The 13,559-nt window shown below is 60.1% G+C and carries 8 protein-coding genes; 4 read left to right on the top strand and 4 right to left on the bottom strand.

What is annotated here, in order from left to right:
• Positions 1-736: 736 nt before the first annotated feature.
• Together QTI24_RS21530 and QTI24_RS21525 are read left to right on the top strand one after the other, a co-directional pair.
• A complete protein-coding gene (locus QTI24_RS21530; protein WP_286603264.1) occupies positions 737-1,309 on the top strand; it encodes a hypothetical protein in 573 nt (190 codons plus the stop codon).
• A 19-nt stretch (positions 1,310-1,328) separates the two neighbouring features.
• The gene (locus QTI24_RS21525; protein WP_286603263.1) at positions 1,329-5,264 is read left to right on the top strand and encodes a CHAT domain-containing protein; all 3,936 of its coding nucleotides are present in this window, start codon (positions 1,329-1,331) and stop codon (positions 5,262-5,264) included.
• Positions 5,265-5,437: 173 nt separating this feature from the next.
• On the opposite strand, the gene QTI24_RS21520 is transcribed toward QTI24_RS21525, so the two are convergent.
• Positions 5,438-7,177, bottom strand: coding sequence for a hypothetical protein (locus tag QTI24_RS21520; protein WP_286603261.1), 1,740 nt, complete (start codon positions 7,175-7,177; stop codon positions 5,438-5,440).
• A gap of 879 nt (positions 7,178-8,056) precedes the next feature.
• On the opposite strand from QTI24_RS21520, the gene QTI24_RS21515 reads away from it, so the two are divergent.
• Positions 8,057-9,808, top strand: coding sequence for an AAA family ATPase (locus QTI24_RS21515; RefSeq protein ID WP_286603260.1), 1,752 nt, complete (start codon positions 8,057-8,059; stop codon positions 9,806-9,808).
• 9 nt (positions 9,809-9,817) lie between these two features.
• Positions 9,818-10,693: a DNA adenine methylase gene (locus QTI24_RS21510; RefSeq protein ID WP_286603258.1), complete on the top strand. Its 876-nt coding sequence runs from the start codon at positions 9,818-9,820 to the stop codon at positions 10,691-10,693.
• A 173-nt stretch (positions 10,694-10,866) separates the two neighbouring features.
• Here the strand turns inward: QTI24_RS21510 and QTI24_RS21505 are convergent, their stop codons facing one another.
• The 3 genes from QTI24_RS21505 to QTI24_RS21495 form a co-directional block, all read right to left on the bottom strand.
• The gene (locus QTI24_RS21505) at positions 10,867-11,634 is read right to left on the bottom strand and encodes an ImmA/IrrE family metallo-endopeptidase (RefSeq protein WP_286603256.1); all 768 of its coding nucleotides are present in this window, start codon (positions 11,632-11,634) and stop codon (positions 10,867-10,869) included.
• Positions 11,627-12,031, bottom strand: a complete 405-nt coding sequence (locus QTI24_RS21500; RefSeq protein ID WP_286603254.1) for a hypothetical protein — start codon at positions 12,029-12,031, stop codon at positions 11,627-11,629. The genes QTI24_RS21505 and QTI24_RS21500 overlap by 8 nt, the downstream gene beginning before the upstream one ends.
• 483 nt (positions 12,032-12,514) lie before the next feature.
• Positions 12,515-13,180 carry a hypothetical protein gene (locus tag QTI24_RS21495; RefSeq protein WP_286603252.1) on the bottom strand — a complete coding sequence of 222 codons (666 nt, stop codon included), beginning with the start codon at positions 13,178-13,180 and terminating at the stop codon, positions 12,515-12,517.
• Between the last annotated feature and the right edge of the window lie 379 nt (positions 13,181-13,559).

Below are 13,559 nucleotides of genomic sequence, written 5' to 3'. Positions count from 1 at the left end.
CCGGACAGGGCAGATGGTGTCTGCAATGGCGAGGCGGCGGACGCCGGTTTCACTGGGTAGAACGACCGGACGCCGCGGCGCAGGATTCAGCGAGGCCTGAGTGTCTGAGTGTCTGCATTGTGGCACGTTAAACATGATCCTCGAATGACTCGGTTGGGCCCAGACTCCCACTTCCGCGGCCAAGAGAGCTGTCGTTTGTCGCAGTGATCGCCAGGCCGGCGCCGGCGACCGGGCAGCGGGGTCACCCAGTGGGTCGCGGCCCAGGTCGCGCCGCGTCCCCACGAAAGTCGGCGCGCGCCAAGGGCCGAACGTCAAGCTGGGCAAGCCGTGGCTGCCTGGGCAGGGTGGTGAGGAGTGGGCTCGGGCGATAGCTCGGACGATCGGCCGCAGGGTAGGGGAGTTGCCGGGTGAGATGAGCGTCAGCTCCACCGCCGGAGCTTGAACTGCCTGGGCGCCGAGCTATTCTTTTTGAACGTCGTCGCGATCGAGAAGGGTCGGGATCAGCTTCTTGGGCGCGAAGGCGCTAGACCCACTGTCGTCGATGCGCGCGGAGTCCTATGGCGGTCGATCGCGCTGAATGCGAACGGTGTGATGGCCAAATAGGAACGACCCAGTGTAGAGTGGCGTCACAGGCGCCGACGACGTCGCACGTTTCGGCACGTCAAGCAATACGACCCCCTTCTTCGGGCTGTGCAGAGGGCGTCGAAAACTCATGTGCTTTGCTCAGGAAGTGACAATGGATCAGTCTGAAACACGAGACTTTGCCAGTCGTGCCGATGCCAGGAACTTTCTAGCCAGTCGGCTGGTTGAATTGGGTGTGATGCCTGCTGTGGCTTTGCACGTTGCTGCGGAGTGTGTCGATGACTTCGGGGTGAAGTCTGACGGAGGCTTCCGAGCCAGATTGGGTCGCTGGGTGATTCGCAGCGACGACCTAGACCTTATCGCCACACTCTCTCCGGCACTTGTCGCCGCTGCTACAGCGGTCGCAGACAGCAAATCGATGCCAGCCGTAGTGACAGCCGTCGCGACGTCTATCTCGTCGGCTATCTTGCTGGCACGAAGGCTTATGCGGCGAGCGGTCAAGCTGACGCCGTCACAGCTGCGTCTGGTGGCAGCTCTTCAGTTGGCAGGCGGATCGGCTTCGCTGGCACAGATCGTTTTGGCAGTCGCAGGCGCGCCGGACCTTGCAGATCCCGAAGAGGTTAGCCGCACACTCGTTGGCCTGTCCGACCTCCGGCTTTCGTCCGGCCTTACTCGGGGATTGGTGGAGCGCACTGCCGACGGCAATTGGCACCTGCTCGACCTGTAGCGCCAGGCGGCCAGGTGCGATGTCTCCTCTCGACAACCCGTTTGCCAACTTCCTGTTTGCGCAGACTTTGCCAGGCAAAGCGCGTTGCCTGAGCGAAGACGACGCATTGTCCAGCCCAGATGCGCCCAAATTGCTGAGAGAGAACGGGACAGGGGTTGAGGACTCGGCCCATGATCGCTTTCTTGCGTGGAACGCCGACGCGTTGCAGGTTCTCATGCGTTGCCGCGCGATGCATGACGAAACTTTGAATTCGCCTGAGGTGACCGCTGTCGAGCGTGGCGGATTGCGCGACGGAATACTAGTGCATCCTGCGTTTTGCGTGGCTGCTCTGATCGGCGACCTGATCTCGTTTCAACCTGAATGGGTGCGCCAGCGCGCCGTGCACTTGGCGCGCGGTGGTGCATCAGCGACTGCAATCCTGGCTGCTTGGCTGCTGGAACTTGTCGGTAGTGGTGCCAGCGACGGGCTCTCATCTTCTCAAGCAGACGACTTGCACAAGTGGGCTAGCGAACTGGTGGATCCTTCCAGCGTCGCGCACGCTTTGCCGCGCAGGCTCGCATGGGCGATACAGCAGGTTGGCCGATATTCGCCCGCCGGCCTTTACGCCAGTGAGATCGCCGACTTGCTGGTCCAGGGAACGCATGATCTCGCTGTGGCGGCTATTTGTGCTGCGGCTGCCGAGCGGGCACCGAAAGAGTTATGGGTGGAGCGCTATGAGCTCGCCGGTCTCGCGTCGCAGCGGCTGGTAAGCCGCGCCGAGCGTGACACGTCCAATGCCCTCATGGGACGTCTCGGCAGCTTGGCGCTGGCCGAGAACGCGGGCGACGGCAAACAGCGCGCACTCGAGCTGCTTGACGTCGCCTTGGGAGAGTGTCGCGCTCTCGACGTACAAGGTCGGGACGACGACGGTGAGCTTTTTATGTTGTGCGCCCAGCTGCACATCGATCGCGCGGTGCAGCGCCTCGACGTTGCCAATGACGGCCACTGGCTGGCGCTTGAGGACTACACACAAGCACTGCAATACCTGGAAAAAGCGAAGGGTCAGCTAACGCCCGAGCGGGAGCGCACTCGCGTTCGAATACGGCACCTCTTGTTGACGATGCAAGTGGAGGCGAAGCACGCCGCGAATGTCTATTCCGACGCGAATCTAGTCGCGGACCTTAGCGGCGTGATCGAGGATTGTGCCGCACTTGGAGTGGACGACGACATGGTACATCGAGCCATTTTGGATCGCGCCGACTTGTTGATTGGTGCGTCTATCGAGAAGACGATCCTGGGGCGGAGTGAACTGGTGAGGCTCAGTGCGACGCTCGCGAGTGACGATCAGCTCTTGCCGCGAGTCATGTCGCGGCTTGCCTCGTGTGAACTGGTGCTCGGTGGATCTAATTCCGCCAGCCGCGCCGCAGCTGCGTACACGCGAGCCATCGCCGCAATCGAGGTTGGCGTGCCGGCAGGAGGTGTGATGGGGATCGCGAAGCGGTATGAGCTGGCTAGCAATTGGATGAACCTTGGAACTGCCAGACTGCTGGAGCTCGACGAAACTCCGGCGCGGGCCTTCGATGCCTACAGCACTGCAGCCGCTGTAGCCGCACAGGGCTCGCATGACGATACGGCGGATGTCGAACAGAAGCTGGCATTTACGCACCTGCAGGCGAAAGCGTTGCTTCAGGCCGGCATCGCAGGAATGCTTCTCGATTCCGACGAAGCGTTGTCCAGAACCATGGATGCCCAGGACACTGCGATCGAATTGCTCGCAGCTCGATTTAGAGAGGGGCGAAGCGCCTGCTCAACGGAGTGGTGTGACGACTTGGCGTCTGCCCACTTAAACAGGGCTCAGGCTTCGCTGACGCGCGGGCGGGGATTCCACTCGCAGTGGCGCAGTGACATCGACGCGGCGATCGACATCCGCCACTACACGCTGCAGACTTTTGGCGACAAGCAGCCTTACGAGGGTGTTCGCCGGTACGGCGGCACCTTGCTGATGCGTGCGCAAGGACTGCTGAAGCGCGACCGGATCGAGGCGGCGCCGCAGGCGCTCGCCGACGGCAACTTAGCGCTGCGCCTGCTCGAGAACCTCGCCGAGGAGGAACGGGAGCAGGTGCGCTGCCATGAGTTGCGCTTCGACGCTTATTCCGTCATCGCTACCGCGCAAGAGGCGCTCGGCGACCTTGCTGCCAGTATCGAAGCGGGTGAACGCGCAGCGCGTGCCCTTGACGCGCTACAAAACCTCAGTTGGATAGCGACGCATCAACCGTCTTTCGATGTCGAACATGCGGCGCGGCTCGCTCGAGCCTGTCGCCATGAGCAAGCCTTGTGGCGGCTGCAGGCTGCGGCAGAGCGGCGATCCATGAGACTTGCGGTATCGAAAACCAGGGGAGGGCGCAAGCAGTCGATTTCTCTCGGCAAGGAACTCGGCGGTCTGGGCGCGTGGTGTCTGGCGACCCTGGGGCGGACGGAAGAAGCGCTTGCATTCGTCGAATCCAACCGCGGCTTCTTCTTGCGCGAGAGCCTGCTCGGCGACGCCGCGATTCTTGTCTCGCGCTGCAATCTGACCGAGTCGCAAGCCGAACACATCGCAAGCCTGCACCGCGCGCTTGATTCGGTGCGACTGGCGCTATCCCAGGAGGACTGGGCCGCCGGCGACGCTACGAGCCCGGCGCAGTCCCATTTGCGATCACAACTAGTCGAACTGACGGCGACAATCGATCGCGAAACTTACGGTTTGGGCTTGGACACACTGCTGCAACCGCCCACGGTCGACGACCTGCGCCACTTCGCGCCCACTGGTGGTGCAATGGCGCTGCCCGCCACATCGTCGGTTGGAACTGTGGTTTTCATCATCTCTGCCGTCGAGGCCAGCGGACACGTTGAGGGACTGCGCAAATTGATGATGCCCCGGCTGAAGACCGATACCCTCGACCAGTGGCTGCAGCGCTTCGTGCGCTGCGAGTCCGATCTCTTCGAGGAGAGTAGCCTCACGCAAGCCGAGCGCTTGGAGCGCTTCGAGGCAGTTCTTCTGAATTTGGGACAGGAGTTCTGGACTGAATTTCTTGGTCCCGTCTGCGCCTTCGCCGAGGCCGAGTTGAAGCTTCGCGGAGACTGGCCCCTCACGGTCGTGACGCAGGGAGTGCTCGATGCCCTGCCGCTTCACGTGGCCTGGAGGAGTGACCGAGGGCCGCGCGTATTCGCGATTCAGGAGCGCGTGCTCCGATTCTCCCCCGGGCTGACTGCGCTCCAACTGCTAGCGACATATCGCGATCGCCGGGCTGCTCGTGGACCGATGGACCTTGCTGCGTTCGTCAATCCAACAGGCGACTTGGGCGCCGCGGCAACGCGGGAGTGGCCGGCGGTGGCGGCTTTGCCTTGGTCCAAGCCGCCTCGGGCCCTTATCGGTCCAGGGGCTGCGACTCGGCATGCCTTCGAAGCCGTCGCGCGAGAGCTTTCAGCCGGCTCGGGCCCGAACGCGCTGCACTTCGCAATGCACGGCCACTTCGACGCCCGGTATCCGGAAGGATCTGGCCTCGTCTTCAAGTTCGCCGAGGAATTGCAAGATGCATCAATGCTGACAGTGGCTGACGTTCTTGCGTTGCCAAGGTTGCAGGGATTGGACTTTGTCTGCCTTTCGGCCTGTCAATCAGGGGTAGCTGACGTGAACCACTCTCCGGACGAGTTCATAGGCTTAGCCAGTGCCTTCGTGCAGGTGGGCGCCGGCTCTGTACTCGCCAGTCTCTATCCAGTGCTCGACTTCAGCGTTCCTGACTTCATTGCAGGGATCTACGAGCGAATGCTGACAAGTGATGAAGCACCTGACCTAGCCCGAGCGTTTCGCGCCACGGTGTCTGGGGTCATTTCAGACAATGTGAAAGAAGGAGTCGATGCTCGCTCGTCCGACGGGGCCCATTCGTTGCGACCTCGACTCTTCGACTGGGCAGCCTTCCGACCCATCTGCGCATGAGGTCTTACACAGTTTCCTGCGACCAGCGTCGGCGGGACGTGATGCCCAAACTATCCAGTTGCGACGAAACTAGAAATAGCCCGGAGTCTGCCACGGGCGGGACGCTGGGTAGGTCGATTCGCTGGACGCGTTGCTTGTCATGTTGGCTGTAGTTTCCTTGCAGGGGGCGAGACCTAAGTTGCCGCAAACTCGCGACATGCATAAACCCGCGAGAGCAACAGGACAATCAGCGGCTGCAGATTCTCGATGTTCTCTTCGAGTCCAGTAGCTAGGTTCTTCAGTTGCTTGCCATAGGCCAGACTCGCCAGCACCATAAGACTTCGAGCCTCGGTCCATGGTGGCGCCAGGTCAAACGACCGAGTCCGAGTGCCATCTGAAACTTCGAGAATCCTTTGGGTCGCATCTTGGTTCCCGAGCGACACGAGCACTCGCGGCGCCGCCGTTCCGTGAACAAAGACATGGATGGCGACCCGCGACGCAGGTAGTTCCAACATAAACTCGTCGCCGTCCGAATTGACTTCAGCTCGAAGGTGCCAGCGCTGCGGACCTTCGCCGCGTCCGGTCGAATCAGGCAGTAGGTCGAATCCTCTGTAACGCGAGCAATCGGCCTTCGTTTGACCGGCTACTTGACGGAAGGGCTTCTGGTGAACTTCTGGGGTCGTAAGGACAAACACTTGAGAATTCGCGGACCCTGCAATCTTCCCATCGTCGGGGTATGCAGACCCGCCGCTGGAACCGAGCCGGAAATCGTTAGTGCCGAGGTAGATTCCCATGCCACTTTGATGCCGCTGGAAGAACTCAGAGGAGTGACGGCCTGCCGGAGCATCCGCGATGAAATGCGAAATGCTGAAATGCGTCGTCCCTTTGACCAAGCTTCCGTCCGCAAATTCGCCCTCTCGAAGCTCTCCGGAGGGAAGTAGCACTGTGGCTTGCCCATGGGGCTGTGAACCCTTCCAGAGACCGGAGATGCGGACAGTCGGTTTTCCGCTTGGGTCATCTGCGCGGGCGTCCTCCTGCAGCACGCCTTTTCCGTTGGCGTCCGCTCCGAACGGACCGACGTAGAAGGCGCTGCCATCTGTTATGTTCCCGTTGTACTTGGCATTGAACCCGGTCACCATCGGCCCCATGTCGGACGGCTCGACGCGCGCCCACCTTGGGTTCAGTAGCGCAAGTTTGCACTCGACATCCGCGAGGTTGCCCTCAACAAAATTCCCTGCACACGAGCCGGAACACACCTGCTCAGAGCAGGCCGCGTCCCTTGTTCCGCTTTCAAGCTTTCCATCACCATCCGGCAGCCCGTTGCGAACGCCACCAACATACGTCCAGTCGCGATGGCCTGGACCTTGGTAGATGATTTGTCCGTTTTTGTCCTGCCCCTTGAGGTCCACCTCGAGGCCGCCAGTGTAAAAAGCTCGCCAGTGATTGGAGCCTTCTGCCGCAATGCGCCCGTTGACCGGAACCGGGACTTGGTACGCGTTGGTCGCGACTTCCAATGAACCGGACGCCTGGGTGTCCTGTACAAATGAGAACGGGATGGACCAGCCAACATCGAGAACGATGCGATAGGCGGTTCCCATCTTCAGGCCGCCCAAAACGCAGTCTCTAGCCTTGACAATGGGGCCACATTGGTAGGTCTTTGGCTCGGCCTTCTTGTCGGACAAAGGCCAGACCTTCGCCTGCAGCGACACGTAGCTGGCGTAGAGGGGTTCCACTGATAGCACGATACTGTCGGCAGTCTTGTGCTTGACTGTGGCGTCTGCCGGCCGCGGGTCCTGCGGCTCTAGTATGCGCTTCCATTGCCCACTAAAGATTGCGTAGAACATCGCCGCGACGACCAGAACCACGCCGGTCGCGGTCACCGCAAACAATACCCGTCCAGTCCATTCCCACCACGGGCTTTTCGCCTGGACCATTCGGCCGAAGCCGAATAGCAGTACGAGAAAGAGGAAGAGGACTGCGAGGACAAAGAAAAAGAGGCGTATGTCCGTGCTGGCTGCGAGAACAGCAGCGCGATGGCAACCAAGGCGAGGACCGCATACAAGTAGCCTCGGATGCCACGATGCGATTCGCTAATCGCCTTAAAAATCAGTTTTGTGAGCCAGCCGGTCCCGTCCGGTTTGTCGGGCCCCCCATTCCCACTGATGGCCATGGTCGTCGGCTCCTTTTGTCGGTGGCCGAATGTACTCGCTGCGGTTCGAAAGGGCCATGGCGCTCTTCTTCGCAGGCGCGAACGTCCTGCTGTATGTGGACGCGGTAGCTCGTCGTGTGGCAAGCGCTCCGTGGGCTGCGTGTCGACGTGTGCCTTCCGCTGCGGGGCCGCCTTCGCGTGCCCGTGCGTGGGTTCGACCGGCAGCTTCGGGGCGACGAGACCAGGACCGCGAATGTCTCTTCCGGGCCCAGGCTCCCACTTCGGCGGCCAAGAGAGCCTTCGTCAGTCGCGGCTGCGATCGCTCGGCCGGCACCTGCGACCTGGCTGCGGGTCGCCCAGTGGCTCGCGGCCCAGGTCGCGCCGCGCCGAAGGGAGGGCGGCCCGAGCGGAGTTGCCACCATTCGGCCCGCATATGGACCCCGATCCGAGGTGGCGAGCTTGCGAGGCTGGAGCGAGCGCAATGCTGAAACTTGGGGCGGTTGGCGCAGGGCAGGGGAGTCCGGCCTCAAGTCCACTAGCAACCTCGTTGCTGCACACAAGATGGGCGCAATGCCAAGTTGTTGCAAAATGTCGCGCGGCCGCGCGCGCCTTCCTGCGAGCGCGGGTCCAGCAACGGTCGAACAACAACCGAGACTTCTAGCGAATGCCACGTAAATTGCCCCCCGATGCCACCCAGCCGCAACAGCGGACCATCAAGCTCAAGTCCGTGACGTTCTCCGAGATCAAGTTCAGAAAGCTGGGTTCGATCACGTTTGATATTGCACCTAGGTTGACGTTGGTGGCAGGGCGGAACGGGGTGGGTAAGTCGACAATTCTTGCGCTGGTTGCCAATGCGTCCGGACTCACCAGGGGGAGGGATCACACGACCTATTTCGGTCGCTTGCCCCAGGCCAAGTTCGAGGAAATCATTCGTCTTTCGATTGTTCGTGACTTCATCCGGGACGAAGCGTTGAAGCCCAACGTGACGCTCGAATACGAGGCCAACGGCCAAGCGTTTCACAAGCGCTGCAATGTGACGGCGCGCGCTAACGAAGGCCTCCGGATCGTGCCGAGAAACGAGCCGAAGGGTCCCGCCGTCGTTGGCGACATCACGATTCCGGCGGACGGCAAGGTGCCAATCCCGACGATCTACCTTGGCATGATGCGCATGCTTCCGATCGGCGAGACGGATCCGGCTGCGCTGCTAACATCGATTGCCGATGCCTCGGAGGAGGACAGGCGCTTCCTCGATGCCTTTGTCAAGAAAATAATCACGACCGGTACTCCCTTGGGGGAAACCAGTCCGGAGGTTTCCACGCAGGCAGTCAAGGGGACGACCAAGATCTCGCTGCATCCGCCGTACAACGGGTACGACAGCACTGCGGTCTCCCTGGGCCAAGACTCCCTGAGTGCGATTGCGACTGCGTTGGTGTCGTTCCAGAGACTGCAGCGGGAGATGCCCGACTACCCCGGTGGCATTCTCGTAGTCGACGAAATCGATGCCGGCTTTCACCCGCAGGCGCAGGTGAAGCTCTTCGATGAGCTGAAGAGGGAGGCGAGACGCCTCAACCTGCAAATCGTCGCGACGACCCATTCCCTAACCATGTTGGCCGAAGCGCATCGCTCGATTACTGCGGTTCCCAAGACCGCACAACGCCAGGATGCAATCGTGTATCTGCAAGGCGGTAACCCTGTCGAACTGCTCGAATGGAGCAGGTACGCCGACATCGAGGACGACATGTTCCTCAGGCTGCGCGACGAGCCCAAGCCGCCTGTCGCGAAGGTGTATGTAGAGGACGATGAGGCGGCCTTGTTCCTGAACGCCATACTGAAGCCGCGCAAGAAGTCGATCGAGGCTGCGACAGGTAGAAAGATCGAAGTTCTGTCGACGCACTTGGGCTGCACGAACCTGATTCAGCTCCACAAGGCCGACAACTATTTCAAGTCGGTGGTAATCGTGCTCGACGCTGATACCACGACAGGCTCTAGCGCACCCAGTTCGGTGAACATTGTTCGGCTTCCGACCGACCCGCTCCGAGAGCAAAAGCAATCACCGGAGGTGATCTTGGAGGCGATGTGCAAGTCGCTCGTCTCCGAGACAGGCACCTACACGCAGATGAGAGCTTCGCTACGAAAGCAAAAACACAGCACGGATCATGTTGAGCAGAGGATCCTCGCGTTGCAGGACAACGAAACTGCGGACCAACGGGTAACTGCGGATCGAGAGTTCGCTAAGAAGTGGTTCACGCGACGGGTTTCGGCGATCAAGAGCCTCAAGCTGATCGAAGGTTGGGTGGCCGACAACTCTGTGGGCGTCGAGCAGTTCATCACGGCCTTCACGGCCGCTGTGAACTCTGTAGCGGCACCTGCGCTGCGGCCGAAAAAAAGGCTGGCCAACCAGACCTCTGCAGGGTAGGCTTCGTCGATGTTTTCCAACAAGCTTTACACGCCCCTGCGCTACCCTGGCGGCAAGGCGAAATTCGCTCCATTCATCGCCAGCACCATGCGGGCGAACGGCCTTGACGGAGGCCACTATTTCGAGCCTTATGCCGGCGGTGCTGGCGTCGCATTGGAACTGCTGTTTCACGGGGAGGCATCGCATATACACATCAACGATTTCGATGTTGCCGTCTACGATTTTTGGATTGCGGTGACCAAGGAGCCTGAGGCGCTTTTGCGCCTCTTGCATGACACGCCGGTGACGATCGAACAATGGGTTTACTGGCGTTCAGTGCTGCGGGGAGACATTTCGGTTGGGCCTGTCGAGCGAGGCTTCGCTACCCTCTTCTTAAATCGCACCAATCGCTCTGGCGTTCTCAAGGGCGGAGTCATCGGAGGGCTTGGTCAACTTGGAAGTTACAAGCTGGATGCTCGACTCAAGAAGGACGTGATTGCTAAGCGGATCGAACTTGTCGCGTTGCACGCGTCGAACATCTCGGTCTACAACGAAGATGCGCTTTCGATGTTGAAGCAAGCGAAAGCATTCCTGCCAAAGAAGTCCCTTGTCTATCTCGATCCGCCGTACTACATCAAAGGTCAAGGTCTCTATCGCAACTTCTACGGTCATGACGATCACCTTGCAATCGCGGCTTTGCTGCAGTCTCGCCAGTTCGGCCGCCGTTGGATCGTCTCCTACGACAACGTCGCCGAGATCCAGCAGATGTATCAGGTATCGCGGGCGTTTGCGTACTCGCTCAACTACACGGCTCAAAGGCGCTATGTCGGTTCCGAGGTCATGTTTTTTGACGAAAAGTTGGTCGTGCCGCACGAGGAACTGCCGCAGTCGTTGCTGGCCGCGTGACCACTGATGTCCCCGATTTCGTAAAGGCACCCGTCACAAGGTCGCCCTTTTTTGCGCCGATCGCGATACTAACGCTCGGCGCGTTAGGGCCCTCTGCCCAAGGCCTGTCCAAACTCTCTCAGCTGCTGGAAGAAAGTAGTTAAGGCGGATTCAAGGAGCCGGCAATGGCCGCTTCAATGAGCAGGCGCCATGGCCAGCATGGTAAGGACGGTCTCGTCGGCCAGCTTCATTGACTGCGACTGCACCATCATCCGAAAGACGTCTCTCCCGGACATCCACCATTTCGCCTCCTCCTTGTGAGGCGTCGACATCCTGTTCGTTGCCTTGAACGCGATCTCGAAAGCGGCGGTGTCCTGATGCAGCTCGCTTCTCAGATAAAGATCCAAAGGCCACGCTCTGCTTCTCACAAACCAGCGTCTACCGCGCTGGCTGTGGCAAACCACGCAAGCGGGACCGCTTGATCGCTTCACTAGCTTTATGGCAGATGCCGTGACGCTTGCTTTGAATGCCTCGGCGAGCTCGACAGCGACGTTCAAGGTCATCAATCTTCCTTGCGACCAGGGCGCTACCATGTAGTCGGGGAGAATGAGCTGGCTTGCGTAGACGTTCGCATCGGCCTCGACGGACGCGGCCTCGGAATTCTGAGGACCAATAGATTCGCTAGAGCACTTGAACGATGATCGCTTCGCGTCGTTGATCCAATGCGCAAGCTCATGGCCCAACGAAAAGCGCTGGCGACCGCGATTGTCCGACTTCTCGATGCTGATGACTGCCTTTTCGCCGTCGGTGAGAAGCCGGGCGGCGCATCCATCCAGGCTTCGATAAATGACTGATGCGCCCCTTGCGAGTGCGATGCCTTCGAGGTCTATGTGCTCCGGCTTTCTAAACCCGTAGTTCCAGAGGAGCCTCTCGGCGGGCGTCAATGATTGGACGTCAATCATATTTTTTTTCCGGATCTATCTTTCCAAGTAGAAGGAGATCGTCGTAGATGGAAACCCAATCATTGTCTGATTGCTTGCTCCCCTTCCTATAGGCGGTCGAGAGACTTGGCTCGGTCTCGAAAGCTCTTTGCACGACCTCCTTTATCTTCGAGAGTACTGGCCTGTTTGGTGTCGTAGGAGTCTGCACAGCCTTCTTGACCGCCTTTGTGGCTGCGACCCGATCCCTTAAAAACTCTGCGACCACGGAGTCCAATGACTCCGCGATCTCTCTGTCCAAGATCTCTGGGTCCTGTCCGTCCTCCAGCAACTCCGTTCGAAGCTGATCGTCGGAGGTCTCTTCCAAGTCTTTGATCATGAGCGCCTGGATGGCGCTCAGCGTCTTATGCGCGTCGCTCATCTTTGCCTCCTGCCCGGATAGTGTTTGTCGATGGTGCGGCGCAGCTTCTTGCGTGCGCTCGCATACTAAGTGGGGGTGAGGTTTGCCATGTTGCGGATCTCTTCGGGCGACATGCCGATCTCCTCCCCATCCAGGATGTCGTGGACCTCATCTCCCCTGTTTGCTTGGCCCTCTTCATATACGCGGTCGAAAGACCTGGCTCGGTCTCGAAAGCTCTTTGCACAACCTCCTTTATCTTCGCGAGTACTGGCCTGTTTGGTGCCGTAGGAGGCTGCACAGCCTTCTTGACCGCCTTTGTGGCTGCGACCCGATCCCTTAGAAACTCTGCGACCATGGAGTCCAATGACTCCGCGATCTCTCTGTCCAAGATCTCTGGGTCCTGTCCGTCCTCCAGCAACTCCGTTCGAAGCTGATCGTCGGAGGTCTCTTCCAAGTCTTTGATCATGAGCGCCTGGATGGCGCTCAGCGTCTTACGCGCGTCGCTCATCTTTGCCTCCTGCCCGGGTAGTGTTTGTCGACGGTGCGGCGCAGCTTCTTGCGTGCGCTCGCATACTGGGTGGGTGTGAGGTTTGCCATGTCGCGGATCTCTTCGGGCGACATGCCGATCTCCTCCCCATCGAGGATGTCGTGGACTACATCTCCTTGTGCGAATAGCTTTCTGATTGCGGCCACGTCGGCCTGCATCGCTGTCTGGAGGGCCTCCTTCTCTTGGCGCCCAGCGAGTTCGTCCTCCACGCTGGGATGGTGCCTCTCCACGGCATGCATCTCGGGGTTCGCCTCACCCTCGTCGGTCGCGAGGGCTTCCGCGCGGCGATCGATCTTTTGCCTGACCGACTTGTGGGAGCCGTTGGCGATGCTCTTCATGCACTCCATCAGGAAGGCGACGATGTTGACCGAGCGCGGCCACGGCCGCCCACGCTCGCCCGCCTGGCGGTCCCCCGACGCCCCTATCAACGCCCGCTTCACCGTCTCGTTTAGGAGCTCGTTGCCGCTGGCAAATTCGCTGCCGAGAGACAGGACGTTGCCCTGGCGATATAGGCGACGTCTCTCCTCGGCTGTGAGTTGGTCGATCGCACCGACCAGCCCTTCGAGGGTCGCCATCTCTTCGGGTTGTCGCTTGCTTGCCACTTCGCCTCCAAGGGTGGTCATGACATGGGCCGCTCATTTCGCAATCGAAGACATGCCTCCGGCAGGTTTTCGATCCGCAGAGCTACCTCACACGTTATCAGCAGCATCTTCGCAGCGCTACAGGGACTCAGACCATGCGCAGACGAATCAGCATGTCGTCCCCCGCGAAAGTGGATGGGCGGTCTGCGGAGCCGGCGCTAAACGCGACACTGAGCGGTTTGAACCAAGATCGACGCGGTCGGCCGCGCGCTGCGGATCGCGAAGAACCGACAGGGGGAGCTGTTGGTACGTATGCGGTCAATAAACCGCGTCCTGTTCATCGACGCAGATCAAGTGCAGGGGTTGAGCTACGAGGTTGGCAGCGCGATGTTCCAGGGCAGTAGCGCCTCGTAGTCGTCGA

It is taken from the genome of Variovorax sp. J22P240 (assembly GCF_030316855.1).
Taxonomy (GTDB): Bacteria; Pseudomonadota; Gammaproteobacteria; order Burkholderiales; family Burkholderiaceae_C; genus Variovorax.
The sequence above is the reverse complement of the archived record's forward strand: the minus strand, read 5'-3'. Positions and strand labels throughout refer to the sequence as shown.

Bases quoted from the DNA above. Each gene is read 5' to 3' on its own strand.
- QTI24_RS21530 (WP_286603264.1), top strand. From the start codon at position 737: ATGGATCAGTCTGAAACACGAGACTTTGCCAGTCGTGCCGATGCCAGG.
- QTI24_RS21525 (WP_286603263.1), top strand. From the start codon at position 1,329: ATGTCTCCTCTCGACAACCCGTTTGCCAACTTCCTGTTTGCGCAGACT.
- QTI24_RS21520 (WP_286603261.1), bottom strand. From the start codon at position 7,177: ATGGTCCAGGCGAAAAGCCCGTGGTGGGAATGGACTGGACGGGTATTG.
- QTI24_RS21515 (WP_286603260.1), top strand. From the start codon at position 8,057: ATGCCACGTAAATTGCCCCCCGATGCCACCCAGCCGCAACAGCGGACC.
- QTI24_RS21510 (WP_286603258.1), top strand. From the start codon at position 9,818: ATGTTTTCCAACAAGCTTTACACGCCCCTGCGCTACCCTGGCGGCAAG.
- QTI24_RS21505 (WP_286603256.1), bottom strand. From the start codon at position 11,634: ATGATTGACGTCCAATCATTGACGCCCGCCGAGAGGCTCCTCTGGAAC.
- QTI24_RS21500 (WP_286603254.1), bottom strand. From the start codon at position 12,031: ATGAGCGACGCGCATAAGACGCTGAGCGCCATCCAGGCGCTCATGATC.
- QTI24_RS21495 (WP_286603252.1), bottom strand. From the start codon at position 13,180: ATGACCACCCTTGGAGGCGAAGTGGCAAGCAAGCGACAACCCGAAGAG.